This is a genomic window from Pseudoprevotella muciniphila (assembly GCF_003265305.2).
Taxonomy (GTDB): Bacteria; Bacteroidota; Bacteroidia; order Bacteroidales; family Bacteroidaceae; genus Alloprevotella; species Alloprevotella muciniphila.
Genome location: NZ_CP033459.1, coordinates 2,106,701 through 2,126,411, shown reverse-complemented (window position 1 = coordinate 2,126,411; position 19,711 = coordinate 2,106,701). Strand labels below are relative to the sequence as shown.

Here is a 19,711-nt window from a genome sequence, read left to right as displayed (position 1 = left end):
TAAGCATGAAACCAGTAGAGGTAGAGTTCCTGATGAAGGACGGCTTGTCGAAAGGAGTCGATAAAAGTCGTGAAGGTATCGAACAACTGCTTGATGCCTCCCGTCGTGTTCGCGAGATTCTGAGCCGGAGCGGAGAGGAGGGCGCACGAGCTTCCGACAAATATAGCAGCAAACTTAGTGGTCTGCGCCAGGCTGTGGAGAAGATGTCGGCATCCCTGAAATCAATGGGTGTATCAGAAAAGGACACAGCCGGTGTGCTTATGAAGTCGAGTGAGCAGAATGTGAATTTCATTGAGGCACAGGCTACAAGACTCCGCAGTATGGAAGAAATGCTACGCTCGGCATTGGAAAGTGGCAACACGGCCTTGGCCGAATCGACCAGAAAAGAGATGGAGACGGTGGAGACATGGATTAATGAAGCCCTCGATTCCATTCAGAACAATGCGAAACTAATACCCACCATCGTGGAGAACGCCTCTACTGAAGTCCCGGACCAGCAGGTGGAGAGCATGAGGGCACAGCTGCGTAAGCTGACGAACGAGATTGCAGCAACAACACTTGAATATCGTCGTATGACTGATGCGGAAAGAAACTCCGCAGCCGGCATGGAATTGAAGCGCAAACTGGAGGAACTCGTAAGGAAAGCAGGAGACCTCCGCGATGCGATGGACGACGTAAACCGTCAGGTGCGTGGCTCTGCTTCGGACACCAAGACCTTCGATGCTATCTCGCAAGGTCTGAACGTGGTCGCTTCTTCTGCCGGAGCGGCTACGAGTGTATTTCAGATGTTCGGTGCAAAGCAGGAAGACCTTATTAATATACAGACAAAACTGCAGGCAACACTTGCCATCAGCAATGCTCTGACGGTCATTCAGAACAACCTGCAGAAAGAGAGTTCCCTGATGTTGGGTATCCGCACCATTCAGGAGAAAGCCCATGCTGCCGCCATTGCCCTCAGAACCGCTGCAGAGGGTCGCGGTGTTATTGTAACAAAACTTGCGACCATAGCTCAGGCAGCCTTCAATGCCGTGGCGAATGCCAACCCTTATGTTTTGTTGGCTACAGCCATTTTGACCGTGGTCGGTGCGCTGGTGGCTTTCACTACCGGCTCCAATGAAGCGACTGCAGCAGAGAAACGCCAACGGGAGGAAGGCGAGCGACTGAGAAAACAGCAGGAAGACATGTCCAACGCTCTCGGACAGGCTACAGGAAATGTAGAGGCCAAATATCGCTCCCTTCAGCAGCAATGGAGCCGTCTGAAGACCGAGAGCGAGAAAAACAAATGGATAAAGGAAAACGCCAACAAATTCCATGAATTGGGGCTTAACGTAAACTCAGTGTCAGATGCCGAGCAGGTTTTGGTGAATATGGCTCCACAAGTAATAGAAGCACTTAGGGCGGTTGCAGAGGCAGAGGCTTATAGCGACCTTTACAAACAAGCCATCATTAAACGTGCTCAGAAATGGGAATATAGAGTGAAGTCCCGCGCGACAGGTGATTATTATACCACAGCCAAACCGGGAGATAAAGTTTCTGATGAAGAACATAAGGCTGCCGGATTAACTGAAGAAGACTACAATCATCGCACCATAAACTCACCAATGCATCCCGGATTAATCAGATCTGGCCTGAACCAGTCTGGTGCAGATAAAGTCAATGCCGATCGTAATAGAGAAGCCATAAAAACTAATAAGGAACTTAAAAAAGGTCTGGACGAAGAGGTAAATTATTATCGCGATAAATCAGAAACTTCGCAACAGAAAGCTACTGTGGCACTTTCCAGAATTCCTTCGCGTTTCCGTTACAACGGTGGCGGAGGTGGCGGAAGTTCCAGCGGTTCCGGAAGGAATGGTAGCGGAGGGAATGGCGGAGGGAATGGTAGCGGAGGGAATGGTAGCGGCAATGACCTTAAAGACGAGAAAGACCGCGCCGAGGCACTTAAAGAATTACAAGCCAAGAACCGCCAGGAAGAGATAGACCAGATGGCAGAGGGTGCTAAGAAGAAACGCGCCCAGTTACGTCTGGACTATGCCGAAGAGAAAGCGGAACTTGACGCGCTTGAAAAGGATTGGAGCGCCGCACAGAAGGGGAAACTGACCAAAGCCCAGACAGACGCACTGGAAGAAGCCCGGAAATTAGCCCAATCCAAGTTAGATAACGGAGAGGCAGAGATAGACAAGGAGGAGGCAGAACTGGAACGTGTGCGTCGCCGTGCAGAGACCCAGGCAATGGTGGAGTATTTGAAGGAATACGGCTCCTACCAGCAGCAGAAGCTGGCAATTGCCGAGGAGTACGCACAGAAGATTGCGGACGTGGAGGCGTCGGAAGCCGACGAAGCCACCAAGCAATGGCAAAAGAAGAAACTGAATAAGGAAAGACTCCAGAGAGAAGCGAGCCTGTCCTTTGAAAATATATCTCGCGGTATTGACTGGCACGCGCTGTTTAGCGGTGTGGGTGACCTGACGAAGGAAATGATGGCACCGATGATGGAGCAGCTGCAGGCATGGGTGAAGACCGACGAGTACAAGAATGCCGACGCTGAGACCCAGCAGAAGGTGACGGATCTGATTCAGGAGATGCGCAAGTATGTAGGTACGGACCAGAGTGTGACATGGCAGGCTCTTGATAAAGCCATCAAGGACTTCACGGCAGCCGTCGCCGCCTACGACAAGGCGAAGAGAGAGGAAGACGCAGCCGTGCGCGCCCGTGATGAAGGAAAGAAGCGTCTGGATGCCGGTGAGATTACTGCAGACGAGTATAAGGCATTAGAGCAACGTGCCCAGGAACTTGGTGACGCGACAGCGCAGGCCCGTGAGGACATGGAAGCCTTCGGCGGAGCATTGAACCGGACGAGCGAAGAGGTGGCCAACTTCACGAGCGGATTGACTACAGCCCTGAGCAATGCCAAGGGCTGGACAGGTGCCGACGGCTTCGGCAACATCCAGAGCGCCGTTGGCGGCATTGACCAACTGAAAGGAACGCTTGACAGTATTCTGCCCCAGATGGGCGACGGAATGGCAAAGACGATAGGCACGAAGCTGAGCAGCACCATCGGCAGTACACTGGGCAGTATCGGCAGCGGCATCGAAGGCCTGCTGTCAAGCGGCCTTGGCAGTGTCATCGGTATCGTAGCACAGATTCCCCGTCTGATTCTGGACTTGGTGGGTGCCATCAAGAACTTCGTGACCGGTATTCTCGACGCTTTAACAGAGTTGATCAGTCTGCGCTGGATAGATGACCTTGTGGTGAGCATACTGGATGCCGTGGGCAATCTGATAGACGCTATCTTCGACCTGCCTGAGAACCTTTTCAAGGTGCTGGAGAGTATCGTGGTGAACGGCGTGGGCGGTCTGCTGGACGGTGTGATAGGCAGGATAGGCAACATTCTGACCTTCGGAGCCCTGAGCAGCAGCGTGAGCGACTGGTTCACGAACTCGAATGCCGCAGAGGTGGCAGAGACGATAGACAGACTGACGAAGCGCAACGAGTTGCTGGAGCAAGCCATCGAAGACCTGACAGACGAAATGAAGAGTGCGCGTGGCGCGAGGGCCATTGATGCCTCAACGCGCGCCCGGCAGTTACAGGAAGAGACCAACGCCAACTACAAGAGCATAGCACAGGCGCAAGCCGGCTATCACAGTGCGCACCACAGTTGGAACTACTACTGGGATGGTTTCAGCCAAGAGCAGATAGCCCGTCTGAGCGGTCAGATAGGCAGGCAGTGGAACGGCGACCTGTGGGACCTGAGCCCGGAGGAGATGAAGATGTTGCGCAGCAATGTTGACATGTGGAAACTGATAGCCGACACAGGCAAAGGACCCTACGGCGAATCAGTCCAGGAAAAACTGAACGCCTACATTGACCAAGCCGGCAAACTGCAGGAGATAACCGATGCCCTGTATGAGAACCTGACGACCACGACGAAGGAGAATGTCTTTGACGACTTTCTCGGTTCCCTCTACGACCTTGCCGACGGCAGCGAGGAAGTGATGGACAATATCGCGGACAACTGGCAGAAGATGGTGAACAGGATGGCGGTGAACAACCTCGTGGGTGCGAAATTCCAGAAGAACTTGGAGGAGTGGTATGAGAATCTGGCAAAACTGAACGAAGCCCGTACAAACGGCGAGATTACCGACGAGGAATACAGGAAAAGGCTGGATGCCCTGAAAGCCGAGTATGATGGCTATGTGGAGAGTGCGAAGCGCGACATTGAGACCCTGCGGACGGAGGGTATCGTGAAAGCCACGGAGGAAAACAGCGGGGTAACTCAGAGCGGCAAGGCCGGTGCCTTCACTACGATGAGCCAGGACCAGGCAGGAAAACTGGAGGGACTGTTCGTAAGCGGTCAGATGCATTGGGCGAGCATGGACGACAAGTTGACCGACGTGACCCGTCAGATGGACGAGGCCGGTGACCACCTGCGCCAGATAGCAACGAACACAGGCAGCAGTGCCCAGTCATTGGGTGAGATAAAGGAAGACATCAAGAAAATGATACGTGACGGACTAAAAATGAAATAACGATGGCAACAGGACAACATATATTGAGCGGTCAGGTGCTGGTGAACGGCACCGACATCTGGCAGGAGTACGGCGTGTTCCTGACGGAGGAGAAGAAAGGCGGTCGGGAGAACCTGACCGCCATCATGACGGCGAGCAAGGTAAAAGGGCATGTCGGCGTGAATATCAGGGAGCAGAACGGCAAACGCTATTCCCAGAGTCTGGTTGTGGCGAATGAGGAGCGCGACGTGACGCTCCACTTCGCACAGTATGCCGCCACGAAAAGCGACTGGCTGCAGAACTACATGGAGTTTATCCAGTTCCTGAAGGCTGGCACTAACGGCTGGCTGAATATCACGTTCACGGAACTGAACCTTACGTTGCGCGTGTTCTATGTAGAGAGCAGTGCCTACCGTCCGCTGACGTACCTGTGGAAAGAGGGTGTGCAGGCGAGCCGCTACAAGGTGAAGTTCAGGGAGCCTAACCCGATAATTTAAGTTGAGAGTTGAGAGTTGAGAATTGACAATTGAGGTTTTAATTGGACTGATATTATAATACGATTAGAATATGCTTCTTACGCTATACGACCAGACGGGGAGTGTGAAGACAGCGCTCTCGCCAAACGACACGAGCACCCAGGACAAGGAGATTCAGGGCGACAACGTGCTGAGCCTTTCGTTCACGCTCTACGAGTATGTGAGCATTGACGTGAACGACTATGTGGACTTTGAGGGTGAGCGTTACTGGGCTGTTGAGAAATACCTTCCCAATGAGAAGAGCACGGTGGAATGGGAATACAACGTGAAGTTGTACGGCATTGAGAGTCTGATCAAGCGTTTTCTGGTGCTGAAGACGGTGGACGATGCCAATGAAGCAGTGTTCACGCTGACCGCCCGTCCGATAGAGCACATGTGCCTTATTGTTCAGAACATCAACGACGGCATGGACCACACGACCAATTTCAAGGTCGGCACGGTGGAAGGCACGGACAACGTTGTCATAGACTACACCGGCAAATACTGCGACGAGGGATTGAAAGAACTTGCTGAAGCCGTCGGTGTGGAATGGTGGATAGAGGGTGAAACTGTGAACCTGTGCCGCTGTGAGCATGGCGAGGAACTGGCACTGGCCTACGGTGCCGGTCTGACCAGCCTTGACAGGGACGTGGCCGACAATGCCAAGTTCTACACGCGCCTTTTCCCGATAGGCAGTAGCAGGAATATTGATCCTGAGAGATATGGCGCAAGCCGATTGCAGTTGCCTGGCGGCGTGAAGTATGTGGATGTGAACGCAGAACGCTACGGTGTCATCCACCACTACGAGCAGGAAGCCTTCTCCGGCATCTATCCGCGTCGTGTAGGCGTGATTAGTTCCGTGCGCAGTGAGAACGTGCAGGACAGCGACGGCAATCCGTTCACCATCTATTATTTCAAGGACAACAGTCTGACGTTTGACCCCAATGACTACGAGATAGGTGGACTGGTAAAGCATGTGAGTTTCCAGGAAGGCAGCGAGCTTGCCGGACTGGGGGTGGACGATGACCACTATTTCGAGGTGAACTATAACAGCGAGACCAGGGAGTTCGAGATTATCACGATATGGCCCTACGATGACGACACACAGTTGCCAGGTGGTACACTGGTACCCGAGGTTAATGACCGATACATCCTTTGGAATATCAGGATGCCGGACGAGTATTACGGTTTGGCAGAGCGTGAGTTCCAGAGTGCGGTGGAAGAATACAACAGGAAGCACGCCCTTGATGTGTCACGCTATAAGGCCCCGACCGATCATGTATGGATAGAGGATGAGGGAGTGGACTTGTATATAGGTCGCAGAATCCGTCTGGAGAGCCAGGAGTATTTTCCTGACACAGGCTATCGCGCAAGTCGCATTACAAGAATCAGTCGACAGGTGACGCTGCCCAGTCAGATGGACTTGGAAATAAGCGATGCCCTCTCGACGCGGACGCTGGAGAAAATAGACGATGCCATCAGTGACGTGAAGAACTACGCGGGTACGTTGGTAGGCAGCGTGAATGTTCCCGACATCATCAGAAGCTGGGACACAACACGTCCTACGGACAACAACCTGTATAGTGCGCGACGCAGCCACAAGGAGTTCCTGAGCAAGAACAACGCTGACCGTGCTAAGAAGAAGATTATCTTCGACGAGGGCATCGACATCGGCGACTTTGAGGCCGGTGAGGAAGGCGGCAGGATAGATGGTCTGGGCAATGCTGAACTGCTGACGCTGGTTGTCCGCCAGTTGTTGCGCAGCGCAAGGTTTGTGGACGGATTTGGCGGTGAGGGCTGGCAGTTGTGGATAGACCAGAACGAGCTGGCAAACCTGACCATTGACAAACTGACGGTTCGGCAGGTGATGACCGTGTTTGAGTTGCTGGTTGAGAAGATCCGCAGCGTGGGCGGTCAGATAGTGGTGAGTGCGGCGAACGGCAAGATAAAGACCGTGGAGGAGTTGGACGGCTACTACAAGATCACCTTCGAGCAAGAGAATACCTTCCAGGCACATGACCTTATGCGCTGTCAGACCTTCACCGGCGGGAACCTGAAATCGTACTGGGTGGAGGTGGCTGCTGTTGCCTGCAATAGCATCCTGGTGGCGAAGAGCGAGTTTGAAGCGAGCCTTCCTGCAGCAGCCGATGAGTGCGTGCTGATGGGCAACAGCGAGAACCCCCTTCGCCAGAACCTGATACTCATATCCGCCACCGAGGACGGCCAGCCGAGAATCGACGTGATGGACGGCGTGAAGGCGAAGAACTTCACGGATTGCCTGCGTGCGCGTCTGGGCAACCTGGACGGCATCAATGATGACTGGTTCCCGGCAGACAACCAGCCGCAGGGCAACGGCCTGTACAGCGACAACGCCTACCTGCGCGGCACGTTCCTGCTTGCGACGGGCGAGGACATCAAGACCAAGTTCGAGATAACGGAAGGCAAGATCGAGAGCAGCATGAGTGCGCTCCGCCAGGACTTCGCCCAGGAGAAAGGCTATCTGAACAATCCTAGTTTCGACGAGGGTCTGAGTAAGTGGCTGACGGAGAACGAGACCTTGTTCTGGCTCGTTGGCAACCAATGGATATGGGCCAACCGTAACTTGCTGTCGAAGAAAGGCGACGGTGTGAGCGTGACGAAGGACGACGGTCGCGTGGTGGTCAGGATCAAGAACAAGTATATCATCCAGAAGAATGCGAGCCTACGAAGCAAACCGACGATGGAGACGAACGCGGACGGCACGAAAGCGGCTAAGCCTGTGTATCTGAGTTTCCTTTACCGCTGTGCGAGTGCCGGCACGCTGAGGGTAAGGTTCGAGAATGTGGATAAGACCGGTTTTGAGAACTTCAACCCGATAGACGTGGAGGAGCAACTGGCTGTGACCGACGGCTACAAGCAGTACACCTGCGACGGCCTTTGGAACGGCACGGGCGACTTCAAGCTGAGTTTCACGGGTGACATCTTCCTGTGTATGCTCATTCTGAGCACTGACAAGACAGAGGCCTTGGCGTATAAATACCGGACGCTCTTTGAGCAGAGCGAGAAACTGATTAAGCTATCCGCCCAGAACTTCGACCAGAACGGCAACGTGCTTGCCGAGAGCGGCATTATGGTAAAGGCGAACGGCACGGGCATCTACGCTCAGGGACCTGACGGCAGACTGGCACTGATAGGTGTAGGCGTACAGGAGACCTATATTGATGGGGAGGGGCATGAGCAGACCCGCACCGTGATTAAGCTTACTGCCGACAACATCGCGCTGGAGGGACTGGTGACAGCGAACCGGAACTTCAGGATTAAGGCAGATGGCAGCATTGAGGCCGTTAACGGTAAGTTTGCGGGCAGCATCGACTCCAAGAGCGGTTATATCGGCGGATTTGTGATAGCCGACGACCATATCGGCGTGGGCAGCGTGACCTACGAGGAGGACGAACACGGCAATTTGCAGCCGGTCATTCACGATGACACGAACGGTCTGTTCCTCTATGACAGCATGATTGGTTTCAACGACACGGATCGTCAGGCCATTTTCGGCACGTGGAACAGTATGGGGCAACCCATGCTGTGCCGCCTAGTTGACACCGGAGACAATCTTCTGCCGAAATATGGTATTTTGTTCGACATCAGGAATTCCAGGAGCGCGAACCTTGCATTCGCCGGTACCGGCAACGGTGCCCTGAACGGCTTTATCGACGGTTACAAGTTCAAGAAAGTGGCCGTGAGCCAGGCGAACAAGATATACGATGTGGGTCTGGCGGACAGCAACCGCATCATCGTGAACTGCTCGGCGGCCAATGCCGGCATAGCCCTTCCGCGACTGTCGTCCGTGCGCAATGCGCTGAGCATCGGCACGAGTACTCCGTTTGCGGTGAGACTTATCGTTACCTCCGACCTCGGCTCGCTGAACTTTTACATTTACGGGCGTAACAGCCTGCCGGACGGCAGCAACAACACCCCTTGGAACTCGGAGGACTATCCCTTGATTACGCACTGGAACGGTGGCTGTTGGACGAACATTGAAATCGGTCAGGGCGGCACGGTGGAGGTGCTGCTGGTGTATGACCCTGCCCGCACTGCTACGATAGACGGTTTTACGACCGAGTTTACAGCGAGAATAATCAACATGCAAGATTAACCATAAAATTCCATCAACATGACAGAACAAGAGAAACAAGAACTGAAGCAGGAGATTATTGCACAGATTCAATCCGAGAGCCAGGACGTGACGGAACTGGCGAGGGTGCAGACCCTGGACGGTATCAACACATTGCCAGCCCTTCGGGGTACGGAACTGGTGATTGTGCCGGTAAGTCTTCTCGGCTCCCCGGCAAGAACGGCGGCTACTGCGGCTATGGCGGCAAAGGAGCTGGCCGAGACAGCAGCAGCAACAGCCGGAACGGCAGCCGAGAATGCCAATGAGAAAGCAGGCCTTGCCCAGACGGCAGCATCGCAGGCGACAGAAGTTCTGGAAGCCATGGAGCGGAGCCATTGCCGCCGTATTTATCGCTACTTTGCTGATGACGTGTTCACCGAGACGGGGCTGATGCGTGCGGACGGGAGTGTGAGCACCAGCAGTGCCTATCTGCACACAGTTCCCATGTCTGTAGCCGGCGTGGAGAGATTTATGCTGCATGTCAAGTTGGTAGCCGATACTGCTACATCTTTCTTCCCCATCGTGGTATGGCTCGATGACGATAATAACGTGGTGGGCTACGTGAACTGCACCGCCGGTGAGGTCGACTATGAACTCGTACCGCCTTTGGGGGCTACGTTAGCGGTGTTCAATGCTCTGCGTACTTTCGTGGTGCAGACCGACAAAATTGTGTGCCATGCAGACATCGTGAGTGCCACCCCATTTGCGCACCGCATATACCTCTCGCCGGAGGGCAGCGATGAGAACGATGGACTGAGCAAGGGCAACCCCGTGCAGACCCTGCGCCGGGCCAACACTTTGCTTGCACCGGACGGCGAACTCGTGATGCTCGCGGGCGATTACTACAACCTGCCGCTCGACCTCTCGAACTACGGCAGGCTGACGGGCAGCGGGCGTGTCCGCATCATCAGTTGCTACCGCGTGACGGCGGCAACGGCTATGAGCGGCTACACGCGTGTGATGAGTGCCACCATCGACAATCCGCCCGTGCGCGGCACGTATCTCTGGCAGCACGATGTGGCTGACGCGGCAACGGCGATTGCTCCGGACGAGGTGCACCCCGTGCAGGAAGGCGCGACGCACCGCCTGCCCTCCACGCGCATCTATCCTGCTGCGTCGATAGCCGAGATAGAAGAGAGTGCGGACGTGCTGAAATGGTACGTGAGCGGCACGACGCTCTATTTCTCCATAGCTGCCGGCACCGACCTTGCCACGCACCCTGTCGTCATTCCGCGCCGGACCGTTGCAGCCTCCGAAGGCGGCAGCATTGAGGTGAGGAACGTGCGTTTCCTCTATTCCGGGCTGCTGCTGGGCGGCATGCACGGCATGCTGGAAAACGTGAGTGTGGGCATGACGAACGCTGCCGGTGCGGTGCGTTACGACGGCACGACCGACTTCCTCATGCGCCGCTGCGAGGCATTCGGCTGCTCGAACGACGGCTTCAACGGACACGGCACGTCCGCTGCCCCTTCCGACATCGTGCTGGAAGACTGCTGGGCGCACGACAATTCGGACGACGGGGAGAGTTGCCACGAACATTGTGCAGTGACCTCGCGCGGCGGGCTTTATGAATACAACGGTAACGGCTGTACGCCGGCGAGCGGCGGACGGGCGAGTTATTACGGGGTTACTGCGCGAAAGAACCTGCCGGGTCATGCCTGGACGGGCAGCACGCGCGAGGGCACGGGTTTCTCGGCACAGGGCGCGGCGACGTCGGGCGCACAGACCGCCATGCTCTGCCAAGGCTGCCATGCCACGGGCAACAGCACCGGCATACGCACCACGCTTACCACCGGAACCATTGCAGTCGAGTGTACGTCTGTTGACAACGCAGCTGACTATGGCGGTAATGTGGTTATCGTGGAGAATGTGTACAGTACGTTGCAGCGGCAGAAAACGCGCTACGCAGCGCATGGTGCGGATTATGACACCTTGACCGGAACGTGGCGTATGCACAAGGTAGGCAACGACTACCTGGTAACCGGCTTGAGTGCGGCTGACATGGAGGTCATCTGCGCAGGCGTGGACATCAATGGTGCGGGCAGCCTCTTTGGTGCGCTGGGCTCTCCCTATGCCGGCAAGACCAACAGGCGGATATATACATATACCGGCATTCATAGCAAATTTTTTCCGCTTATTGCAAACTCAATGGCGAACGGCAACAAGTCGCTCGAAGTATTCTATTCGCCGTACCATGCCAGCGGCTTGCTGTGCGTGAGCAACCTTTCTGCAGGCTTCGCCAACTGCTCCGCGTTGAGGGTGGTGAAGTACTTGGATGTGAGCAGGGTGACGAACTACGCTGGCTTCGGAAACGCATTCCTTAATTGCGGTAACCTCGAGGAGTGCTACCTCAAAGGCTTCGACGCACAGAAAGACATACGGACGGGACATGAGACGGACGGCACGCTTGATTTTAGCAAAAGCCCCAAACTAACTCGTGAGAGCCTTGTCTTCATCGTCGAAAATGCCGGCACTGCTTACGAGAAGAATCTGCGCATTCCTTCTGGCATATATACAGCATGGAACGCGGACGAGGAAGCGTCACCGACATGGCAGGAATTTACTGAGATGTGCGTAAGCAAGAAAATATCAATACATTTAGCATGATAAGAAAGATTTTGAAATGGCTTAAAACAAGCCACAGATACCTGCACCTGCTTGGCGGCATGGTGCTTGGTTTGGTCAGCAACGGCTGGTATATGGCTTTGGTTGCTGGTTTCTGCACGGCAGGGGCGCTGGAATACAAAGACTGCATGTACAACAAGCGTATCACCGCTTGGGACTGGATTGATTTCGGACTGACTGTGCTCGGAACTGCGGCAGGCTGGTCCATCCATGCGTTGATTTTTAGTTGAATACAACCCGGATATTTCCGGTTGAATGTTATCTGACTAAGCCCTTGGGGGCGGGCATAGAAAAAGCCCCCAGCCTGTTAATTAGACGTCCTACTTCCTAATAAACACATTAACGCCACAAGTGCGCAGCTGGGTAGCTTATGCTCTTTGCCGCACTTGTGGTTTTTTACGTGTTAAAAGTAGGACGGTTCAAAGATACATAATTATATTGAAAATGACACTATTTGAGATATTAAACTTCCAAAAAGAATCTATCGACAGGCTTATTTCTGTAGGTTTCAAACCCAGCGACTGCCGTTATGTGGAACTTTATGCTGACTATATGAAGATGCAAAGGCAAGGCGAGAAGATGACATATATCGTGGCACTGCTCTCTGACAAGTACAAGGTGAGCGAGCGCAAGGTGTACAACATCATCAAGAAGTTTAAGACTGACTGCACGGCCGGTGCAGTGTGATTTGTGGTAAATTATATTGCTTCTTTAATGAGACACCTACCTTTGCAGTACCAAATTTCGAGACAATGAGAAAGCAATATCTATCGGCACCGCTTCCTTTTCAGGGTCAGAAGCGGATGTTTGCCAAGGAGTACATCAAGGTTCTCCAGCAGTTCCCTGACGGTACGACATTCGTGGACTTGTTCGGCGGCTCTGGCCTGTTATCTCACATAGCCAAGTGCCAGAAGCCGCATTCCACTGTAGTATATAACGATTTTGACGGCTACTGCCAGCGGTTGGAAGCATTGCCCGTAACCAATGTGCTACTGGCAGAACTGAGGGAGATAGTGGACGTGCCACGCCACAAGCCCATATTGGGAGAGGCAAAGGAACGTTTGTTGTCATGTGTCCGCAAATATGAGCGCGACTACGGCTACATTGACTATGTTACGCTGTCCTCATCGATAATGTTCTCCATGAAATATGCCACCGAGTTCGCGGATCTGGAGAAGGAGACATTATATAATAATATAAGAACAACAGACTATGAGCCATGTCTGGACTACCTCGACGGCCTGACTATTACCTCCTGCGACTACAGGGAGGTGTTCAACCAATACAAGGATGTGCCAGGCGTTGTGTTCCTGGTTGACCCTCCTTATCTGAGCACAGATTCCAAGACCTACAAGATGTACTGGAAACTGTCTGACTATCTCGATGTGCTGACGGTGCTTGCCGGCCACCGCTTTATCTATTTCACCTCCAACAAGTCTTCTATCGTTGAACTGTGCGACTGGATGGGTAAGCATCCGGAACTGGGCAACCCGTTTGAGAACTGCCTGCGTCGGGAATTCAATGCCCACATGAATTACAGCGCGTCCTACACGGACATCATGCTATATACGAAAGCCGCTTGAACAAGATTCTAATACCGTTTGAACGATGAACAAATACTACCAGATACTGGGCAAGGTTCTGGAGAAAGGAAAGACCCAGACGAACAAAAAAGGGAATATCCGCTACCTGCTCAATGAACAGTTGTCACTGACCCCTGCAGACCTGCTCGACATATTCGAGAGCCACGGCATAGCCAGAAAGAAACTGAAGAATGAACTGCAACTGTTTATGCAGGGTGAGCGGAACGTGGAACGATACCGCGACGTGGGCATCAACTGGTGGGACTATTGCGGTTCTGTCCTGGTGAACAGTTACCCGACCTACTTTGAAAAACTGCCTCCCCTCATTGCGAAGATAAACCGCGAGAAGCGAAACAGCAAGAACTATGTGCTATTCCTCGGCGAGACTGGTGCAGAGAGTAACCAAGCCCCATGCCTGAGCCTCGTGCAGTTCCAGATAGACGACGGGGAACTGGTACTGTCAGCATACCAGCGAAGCAGCGACGCGAACCTTGGCTTGCCGGCTGACATTTACCATCTCTACCTCATGGCTCGGCAGATAGATTTGCCTCTGAAAAGCATAACGCTGAACCTTGGCAACGTACACATATACGAGAACAACCAGGAACGCACACGCCAACTGCTTGATGGCGACGAGAATGTGAAGTTTGATTTGAACGTTTGAAACAACATGGAGAAAAAGGAAACGCCCCAGAGAAATCTGAGGCGTTTTTTCGTTGTGGGGGGAACCCGAAAAAGGAACATTTCGTTTTGCGGAGCGAAACGCGTCGTTTTATTTTTTCGGAACATTTCGTTTTGCGGATTATATTTCCTCTTCTGTCAGTTGCCGCCACTCACCCTCGTAATATTCTATTTTTATAGAATTGATAAATTGGTACATGCGGAAATCCTCAAAAAGCGGATGTGAAGAAGGACAACGTGGTTTATCCTTTTCGAATGTACATTTACCGACAGTACCCTTCTGCGACTTTAAGGGGCGCTGAAAGAAAATGGCTTTTTCCAATTTTTCTACAAGTGACGCATCTAATTCTTGTTTCTCACAGATGGCATGAAATTCCTTTAGATAGTGTTCTTTTCTTGCCGTATAATGCTTTCTTATTTTTTCGCCACGCTGATACAACTTATAAAAGTATTCTCCCAAATAAGAGCAACCAGCCTTTTCTATATCATCAGATAAAGAAGCAATATCTGTCTTTACCTTTCCGTCCACCTCCGCTGTTGATTCCTTTCGATTGCTCAGGAAGCCACGTCGCTGATTCAGGTGGTACAAGGCACGACCCAATATATACCTTTGAGAGAGTTTAGAAAGGTCTAGTTTCTCTGTCAGGCATATATATCGGTAATGGTAGGGGTTCTTACCTTCTTTTTCATCTGTTCGTTGCCAACCTAAAAAATCATCATCCATGGGATAATTCTTTTTCAGACGCCACTCTCGAAGCGCTTTTTGAGAAACTTTAGGACAAAGCTCGTTTTCCACCAAAATGGTCAACAACCTGATCTTTCTCACTTTCCGCCGCCAATAGTGCTTGCGGAGAGAGCGATAACCCGTGCGTTCTGAGGCTTTTGAGGACTCTATTCCTTTCTCTATTTTAACACCTTCTGAAAAAATGTTTGTACCCTTGTCCAAAAGACGATATTCGTCGCCTTCTTTTTCAACAATAGCCCATCCCAGGCTGTTAGTACCAGTGTCTATGCCCAATATCTTTTCCATAGTTTTCTTAAATTCAAATAAGAAGTGCAAGACTCGTCCTGTGGGATTCACTGATTGAAAGGTAAGTCAGAGACATCAAGTAGCAACATAAAAGCAAAAGGGAGATTTTCATCTCCCTGAGATTAACTACTTTTGTGTTGCATATGAAATATAAACAGCTAACCTCGCAGCAAAGGTACACAATCCAGAACGGATTAAAGCAAGGATTGACCAAAAAGATGATCGCCGCCCTCATAGAGGTGAACGAAAGCACCCTTTACAGGGAAATCCATCGAAATGGCGGTGCCAAGGTTTATAATGCAGAAAAGGCACAGCGCGAAGCAGACCGCCGCAAGACGCGTCTTCAGAAACCGCGAAGATTCACACACGCCCTTAAGCGGGAAGTCATAAGTCTGCTGCAAAAGAAATGGTCGCCCGAACAGATATGCGGGTATATAAAGAGACAAGGGCGCGAATGCGTCTCCCATGAAACAATATACGCATTCATCAGAACCGACAGGAAGTGCGGAGGGATGCTTTGGAAACTCTGCCGTCACGCAATGAAGAAGCGACGGAAGACAGACAAGGGAAAACGGATTCCCATAAAAGACCGCGTGAGTATAGACCTTAGGCCGGAAGAGGCAGACGGCACGCGTTTCGGAGATTGGGAAATGGACACCATAGTCGGTAAGGATGGGAAAGGAGCGCTAGTTACACTCTACGAGAGACGTACTGGATATGGGATGGTCAAAAGGCTGCCTGATGGAAAAGAGGCAAAAGGCGTGGAAGAAGCAGTATACAGAATGTTGATTCCTTACAAGAAACAAGTACTCACTATTACTACAGATAATGGAACAGAGTTCGCCAGGCATAGTCAATTGGCAAAGAAACTCTCCACGAAAATCTTTTTTGCACACCCTTATAGCTCATGGGAAAAGGGAGGTGTAGAAAACTACAACAAACTCGTCAGACAATATATACCTAAGGGAACGAATTTAGAACAATACACAGACAAATATCTTATGGAAGTACAAAAGCAAATTAACAGCAGACCAAGAAAAAAACTCAACTTTAATAACCCAAAAAACGAATTTTACAAACTTTTAGACTAATATTGCACTTGCTACTTGAATCTACGTTTCAGTATTTTTTATTATTATTTTTTCAATTTGTTTGATTATTCAGATTTATTCTTTACTTTTGCAGTGTAAGATTCCTACATCTTATCACAATAAGGCCTTATAATGGCCGAAGGGTAAAACCTATGTTCCTGCTTCGGTGGGAACTTTTTTTGTATTATTAGTAGTCTAATTTGTTTTCTGACTATTGGCTACAAATATAACAAAAATTCACGACAAACCTTATTTTCTGCTTAAATCGTGTTTTTCCTAACAAATAAGGATTGTGGGGGGAGGTTGCTGTGCGTAATTTTGCGGCATAATTATAATTAGGTAAAATTCAGCATGAAAAAAGGCTCACTACTTCTGCTCCTGGCGGTGGCGATAGGCGTTTCCGCAAAGGGCAACACTAATCCTGCCAACACAGACATTGTTCCTCCCACGGACATCACCGCCGACGGCGACACGTCGCGCGTAACGAACCTTGAGACTGCCATTGTGGTGGCTTCGCCGAAAGAGACATCTCTGCTCAGAAAGCAAGCCCTGTCGGTGTCGCTCATTAGTAAGGATGACCTCGACAATAGAGGTAGCAACTCGCTCAAAGAAGCTGCCACACTGTCTGCCAATTTCTATATGCCGCAATATGGTTCGCGCCTCACTTCGGCGGCTTACATTAGGGGCATCGGCTCGCGCATCAATTCGCCTGCTGTGGGGCTTTACGTAGATAACATGCCTTTCCACGACAAGACGGCATACGACTTCAACTTTATCGACGTTGACCGCGTGGATGTGCTTCGCGGTCCGCAATCTACCCTCTATGGGCGCAACACGATGGGCGGACTCATCAAGATTCACACCGCCGATCCCTTCACTCACTATGGCACAGACATCGCCTTCGGTGCCACATCGCGCAGCGGAGGCAAGAAGGCACAATTCAACACGTTCCTCCACAATAAGGACAACACGCTTGCCGCCAGCGTAGGTGCCTTCTACGAGGGTCAGCGCGGTTTCTTCCGCAACGTAACGAGGGGTAGCAAAGCAGATAAGAGCGATGCCGCAGGCGTGAAATCGCGCATAGCATGGCAAGCGAATCGAAACCTGCGATTTGATGTCAACCTAAGTTACGAATACAGCGACGAGCGCGCTTGTCCGTATGTTCTCTTGGCAGATACCATAACGCACAACACAACAGGTGTGATTCCTCAAAACCGACAGAGCCTCTATCAGCGCAACCTCTTCAATGCGGGACTGGGCATCACATGGGAGGCACCGAACTTCATCCTCAGTTCCATCACGGCATATCAGCACCTGAAGGACCGCCTCTTCATGGACCAAGACTTCACCGCCATCGACATCTTCAGCCTCGAACAGCGACAAAGGCTCAACGGCATCTCTGAGGAGATTTCCGTCAAGAGTAAGCCTGGAAAGTGGTGGCAGTGGACAACGGGTGTCTTCGCTAACCACCAATGGACAAACACGTCGTGCCCTGTAACGTTCTACGGCGATGGTGTAGATTACCTCAACAGCCAATTTACGCGCATCTTCTCCAACCCCGCCATGCCAGCAATGAGCCTCGCTTTCAACGAGCAGGACATACCTTTCACGGCTAAGTTCAGAACACCCAACATGAACGCAGCCATCTTCCACCAGTCCACACTGCACGACCTCTTCGTGAAAGGCCTCTCGCTCACAGTGGGACTGCGCCTCGACTACGACCGCCACAAACTCGAACTGAACAGTATGACCGCGCGCGACATATACTATGCTTTCGCTATGCCTTCGTTTAGGATTAACGCGGTGATGTCGTCCAATCCTGCATTCGCAGGGAAAACAGACTACGACACGTGGCAACTCCTGCCAAAATTTGCTTTGCAATACGACTTCGGGAAAGACAAGGGAAATGTTTATGCCCTCGTGTCGCGTGGTTATCGTAGTGGGGGCTACAACATCCAGAACTACTCCGACCTCAGTCAGACACTGCTGCGCCGCCAGATGATGATCAACGTGCAGGACTACGTGACCCGAACCATCAATGCCATGCCGCTGCCCGACGCCAGCAAGGAACGCGCCATCGCAGGCATGACGGGCGCCATGGCAGCCAACATACCCGAAGAACCCGCCATCGACCAACTGCAATATGAAGCCGAAACTTCGTGGAACTACGAAGTGGGCACACACCTCAACCTCTTCGGACAGGCGCTGCAACTCGATGCCTCGCTGTTCATGATAGAAACGCGCAATCAGCAGTTGGCGCGCTTCACCGAGAGCGGATTCGGACGCGTCCTCGTCAATGCCGGAAAGAGCCGCAGTTGCGGTGCTGAGGTATCACTCCGTGCTGCCATGCTCAGCAACCGCTTGCTTCTCACAGCAGGTTATGGCTATACCCACGCAGTATTTACCAACTACGATCTCGGCATGAATAATGGCATCAACGTGGACTACACCGATAACCGCGTGCCCTTCGTGCCTGAACACACCGTCAATGCTGCCCTCGACTTCCGCCAGCCCGTCAGCACCACATGGCTCAAGGCTGTCAGTGCCGGCGTGGACGTATTCGGAGCAGGCAATGTGTATTGGAACGAAGCGAACACCATGCGCGAACCTTTCTATGCTGTGATGGGTGCACGCATCGGCTTAGAATTCGCCAAAAACATTTCCATCGGCATCTGGGGCAAGAACCTCACAGGCAACGACTACCGCACGTTCCGGTTCGTCAACATGAACCGCACCTTTGCACAGTACGGCACACCGCGACACTTCGGCATCGACCTGAACGTGCATTTCTAACGTGAGTTTGGTATAAAATAATCATTGGTATCCGTTAGCCGCAGCGCGGCGATACAGCTTAGGCAGGGGTGGAAGGAGCGAAGCGACTGAAACCCCTGTTTTACGGCATATATGAAAAATGAACCCCATCGGGGTGGTACAGAAAAAACAAATAACGGTACATCTGCACACAATGAACATGATGTTTTAATCTGTTAATTCCTGTGTCGCCCATACTGGGCTCACAATGCTATTCCCTATATAACAGGGGTTCCAATCGCTTCGCTCCTTCCACCCCTGCCTATGGTTGTAACGTCCCTATGGGACTGCCATACGACAGAAATAGTTTTTTATACCCAACTCACGTACTTCTAAGTAGCCCATCCCAACTAAATGCAATTTTTCCTTTGCAAAAAGGCGATTTGCAGGGCTAACTTTCTGATTTATCGATAGGAAAAATTCCTACACGCTCTAAGAATGGGTGTTTTAAGGGGGAGCAATCTTTGATGGCTTACGCTTTGACTTTGTTGCGTCAGTTTTAGCACTATGAATTAGGCTGAAAGCCTTAAAGCACATAGGAGGGTGTGTCAAAATTGATAAAGTCGCCAAAAAGGCGAGAAATCTTGCAAATCATTACAAATCATGAAAAAATAATCGTCTGAAAATCAATTTGATAGATTTGAGTAGATTTGTAGGATTTCTGCGCGATAGCGCACTCAATTTATTTTGACACACCCTCTCTATGGATGTTGGTAAATA

General features: G+C 51.7%; 11 protein-coding genes. 10 read left to right on the top strand and 1 reads right to left on the bottom strand.

Features of this window, described 5'->3' with window-relative positions:
- Positions 1–5 precede the first annotated feature (5 nt).
- The 8 genes from C7Y71_RS11870 to C7Y71_RS08450 all read left to right on the top strand — a co-directional run bounded on the left by C7Y71_RS11870 (position 6) and on the right by C7Y71_RS08450 (position 14,042).
- Positions 6–4,523: an SHOCT domain-containing protein gene (locus C7Y71_RS11870; RefSeq protein ID WP_193215887.1), complete on the top strand. Its 4,518-nt coding sequence runs from the start codon at positions 6–8 to the stop codon at positions 4,521–4,523.
- A 2-nt stretch (positions 4,524–4,525) separates the two neighbouring features.
- Positions 4,526–4,999 (top strand): hypothetical protein, encoded by a 474-nt coding sequence (locus tag C7Y71_RS08480; RefSeq protein WP_111899404.1) that lies wholly within the window; start codon positions 4,526–4,528, stop codon positions 4,997–4,999.
- 70 nt (positions 5,000–5,069) lie between these two features.
- The gene (locus C7Y71_RS08475) at positions 5,070–9,152 is read left to right on the top strand and encodes a hypothetical protein (protein ID WP_111899403.1); all 4,083 of its coding nucleotides are present in this window, start codon (positions 5,070–5,072) and stop codon (positions 9,150–9,152) included.
- A gap of 18 nt (positions 9,153–9,170) precedes the next feature.
- Entirely contained in the window at positions 9,171–11,777 is a 2,607-nt protein-coding gene (locus C7Y71_RS08470; protein WP_151908892.1) for a hypothetical protein, read from the top strand.
- Positions 11,774–12,025, top strand: a complete 252-nt coding sequence (locus C7Y71_RS08465) for a hypothetical protein (protein WP_151908871.1) — start codon at positions 11,774–11,776, stop codon at positions 12,023–12,025. The genes C7Y71_RS08470 and C7Y71_RS08465 overlap by 4 nt, the downstream gene beginning before the upstream one ends.
- A gap of 214 nt (positions 12,026–12,239) precedes the next feature.
- A complete protein-coding gene (locus C7Y71_RS08460; protein WP_111899432.1) occupies positions 12,240–12,482 on the top strand; it encodes a hypothetical protein in 243 nt (80 codons plus the stop codon).
- A gap of 65 nt (positions 12,483–12,547) precedes the next feature.
- On the top strand, positions 12,548–13,378 hold the full coding sequence (locus C7Y71_RS08455; protein ID WP_111899431.1) for a DNA adenine methylase: 831 nt from the start codon (positions 12,548–12,550) through the stop codon (positions 13,376–13,378).
- A gap of 25 nt (positions 13,379–13,403) precedes the next feature.
- Positions 13,404–14,042, top strand: coding sequence for a thymidylate synthase (locus tag C7Y71_RS08450; RefSeq protein WP_111899430.1), 639 nt, complete (start codon positions 13,404–13,406; stop codon positions 14,040–14,042).
- A 138-nt stretch (positions 14,043–14,180) separates the two neighbouring features.
- On the opposite strand, the gene cas9 is transcribed toward C7Y71_RS08450, so the two are convergent.
- On the bottom strand, positions 14,181–15,089 hold the full coding sequence (cas9, locus tag C7Y71_RS08445; RefSeq protein WP_193215886.1) for a type II CRISPR RNA-guided endonuclease Cas9: 909 nt from the start codon (positions 15,087–15,089) through the stop codon (positions 14,181–14,183).
- Between the two features lie 143 nt (positions 15,090–15,232).
- Between cas9 and C7Y71_RS08440 the strand changes: the two genes are divergently transcribed.
- Both C7Y71_RS08440 and C7Y71_RS08435 read left to right on the top strand, forming a co-directional pair.
- Positions 15,233–16,180, top strand: coding sequence for an IS30 family transposase (locus tag C7Y71_RS08440; RefSeq protein ID WP_151908877.1), 948 nt, complete (start codon positions 15,233–15,235; stop codon positions 16,178–16,180).
- A 351-nt stretch (positions 16,181–16,531) separates the two neighbouring features.
- Positions 16,532–18,973, top strand: coding sequence for a TonB-dependent receptor (locus C7Y71_RS08435; RefSeq protein ID WP_111899203.1), 2,442 nt, complete (start codon positions 16,532–16,534; stop codon positions 18,971–18,973).
- Positions 18,974–19,711: the final 738 nt, after the last annotated feature.